The organism is uncultured Faecalibacterium sp. (genome assembly GCF_900066275.1).
Classification (GTDB): Bacteria; Bacillota; Clostridia; order Oscillospirales; family Ruminococcaceae; genus Faecalibacterium; species Faecalibacterium taiwanense.
The window spans coordinates 1-2,816 of record NZ_FMFG01000074.1; the positions used below are offsets into that span (position 1 = coordinate 1).

Genomic DNA, 2,816 nt, shown 5'->3' on the forward strand with positions numbered 1-2,816 from the left:
TCGTTGACCTCGGCAGCTTCTGCTTCCTGAATCCGCCGCTCAAGGCTTTCAATGCGAGTGTTGATCTTAATGCGACGCTCCCTTTCCTTTTCCAGAGAAGCGCGCAGTTTATCGAGTTTTTCGCTCATTTCTTCCTCCAATCATTTTGAAAGCCGTCCAAAACCGGACAGGTATTTCTGCCAGTAGGACGAGTGAATATCAGCATACTTTATGGGGTCTCCGGCAGACACCATCTTGCCGTTTCCAAGGTAGTAGAGTAGGAAAGTGCCGCCTTATCGTATTTCTACGACAGGTTTGCACAGACCTCTCCCAGAACCGTGCTTGCGCCTCTCAACGCACACGGCTCCCCATTTTTTGCTCCATTTCAAAAGTCATTCCGTTTTAGTTCCATGATGAATTCTCATGTGGCATTTGTGGCACACAACGATTGTCTTGCGCCTCTTTGCCAGCATGACTTTCTCCCAATCAGCTTTACCTTTCAGGTTTTTGACCTTGTTTACATGGTGGATTTCATAGCTATCGCTGTCTGTACAGCCGCAGACTTCACAGACTTTGGCCTTCAGACGTTCCTCGAAGGATGTTGTGTTGTGCGAATAGCGATACGCCAAATCGGGCACTTTTTCCGTCAAATCTTTGCCTTTGCAATCGCTGTACTTAGCGAACATCATACGGCGTTTTCCCTTTTTGGTTTCATACGGAACACCCCATGCGCCAGTCCCATCTCTGTATTCATAACGAACCTTAGAAATTCGGGAGCGATGCTTGTTTGCGAGTGTTTTCAGACAGCTGTATTCCATCAGATAGCCAAAGTAAACGAGCTTGTTGAAGTTGCTTGCAATGGCATAATAGTTACAGAGCCCTCGGAGTTCCGCATTATAAATCATTACGATTTCCAAATCCGTGCGGTTCAGCAGAATGGGGCGATGAATAGGAATCAACCTCTTTCCATCCCTTTTAGCGATGCTATGGGACAGTAAATAGGTCTCCACCTTATCTTTCAGTGGAATATTGAGTTCCACTTTGTTGTTCATAGTGCGCATTTTTCGTTTTCCAGAGCGTTTGACACTGGCATCCCTGCGCACCCGAACATCAAAACCAAGGAATCGGGCAGGAGTATTGCTGTGCGTAATGAGGGTCTTTTCTTGACTCAACTCCATTTTCAGAGTGTCCCGGACAAAATCCGTGAGTTTTGCCTTAATCGCTTCGCATTCCTCTCTTGTCCCATTGACTGCAATCAGAAAGTCATCTGCATAGCGAACATATTTCAATCGCTTATCGGTACACGCTTTTGCAGGTGTCCGAAATAACTGCTTTGTCAGTTGCTTGTGCTGAGCAATCAGCTGCTCCCGCATTGTTCCTTCAGCTTTCTTGATTTTCTCATGCAGTGCATCTCGTTTGTGTCTTATCGCGTTGTATTCTTCCGTAAAGTTTCTCGGATTGTATCCGTGGTCAAATTCCTTCTTCAGCTGCGTGATATACCTGTCCAGTTCGTTCAGGTAGACATTCGCAAGAATCGGGGAAATGATTCCACCCTGCGGGCATCCGCTATAGGTTTCATGGAAATCCCAGTCTTCCATATAGCCGGATTTCAGAAACATACGAATCAGATTCAGAAAACGAGCGTCCTTGATTTTTCGGTTCAGCACACCAATCAGCGTGGAATGGTCGATGTTATCAAAACATCCTTTGATGTCGCCCTCAATGAACCACTTCGCTCCGGTAAACTCATGCTTAATCATGGCAAGTGCCGTGTGGCAGCTTCTGCCCGGTCGAAAGCCGTGGGAATAGATAGAGAAAATTGGCTCATAGATGGCTTCCAGAATCATACGGATAGCTTCTTGCACCAGCTTGTCAGCGAATACAGGAAGTCCCAGCGGGCGCAGCTTGCCGTTCTTCTTTTGAATATAGGTTCTGCGTACCGGCTTGGGTTCATATGACCCTGTTCTCAATGCTTCAATGATGGCTGTCACATACTGCTCGCTAAATCCATCAGCCGTATCATCATTCACCCCCTTCGTTCCTGCACCCTTATTGGAGTAAAGATGCTGGTAGGCGATGAAGTAAATATCCGGCCTCAAAAGATAGCGGTACAGTCGTGTGAAAATTTCATCGTGGTTCTTTTGGGAATTCTCTTGTAATTTTGTTAAAATCTCCATTGTTGATTTCATTGAGGCTTTCCTCTCTAATCAATTTCTGATTTTAATGCGCAAAAAACTGCTTCTCTTCGCCATGTGAGCGGCTTTCCCGCATCCGATTTTACGGCTTTTCCTGTCAATTCAGGATTCTCGGACTACTACAGAAGCTCCGTTGTCATGCCGGATTTTCAGTGTCATCTTTCTAGCATAGCTTTGAAATTTATCACATTGCTGCATTACACATAGCTTTTTCAAGCGTTCCGGTTTAGACAATCTCCAGTTGACGATAGTAGTAGGTCAATGTGAATTATCGGATATGCTTTTGTTCCGTTACTATCGGTTCTCCGACGTGCCGCACAGGGGATTAGCAACCCATAGGAAGGAATTTATTTCCTACGGTCCCTGTACCAAAGGTTTCAGACAATTTTCCTTTGCCCACACGTAACAAGGGCTTGGAACTCACCTTAAACAATTCAGTTTTATCCTTATATTCACTTATCCTTGCAGTTCAGTCGTGCCCGATTGTCTTTAGGCAACTTACCGCTTTCCTGCCGTGCTCTTTTCCCGTACATCTTTCGACTTTCGGTAAAGCAGGTGGATTCCCGCGTTGCTTTGCGGGGTAGTACCTTAGTCACAGCCTCCTTTCTCTACTTCTACTATCGTCCTTACTGGACGCACGAT

At 45.8% G+C, this 2,816-nt stretch carries 1 protein-coding gene and 1 pseudogene; both read right to left on the bottom strand.

The features are described 5' to 3' along the window. Positions 1–140: 140 nt before the first annotated feature. A pseudogene (locus QZL71_RS13320) lies at positions 141–251 on the bottom strand (peptidase P60); the annotation flags it as partial. Between the two features lie 120 nt (positions 252–371). After that, the gene (locus QZL71_RS12950; protein WP_177713828.1) at positions 372–2,168 is read right to left on the bottom strand and encodes a reverse transcriptase domain-containing protein; all 1,797 of its coding nucleotides are present in this window, start codon (positions 2,166–2,168) and stop codon (positions 372–374) included. Positions 2,169–2,816 lie beyond the last annotated feature (648 nt).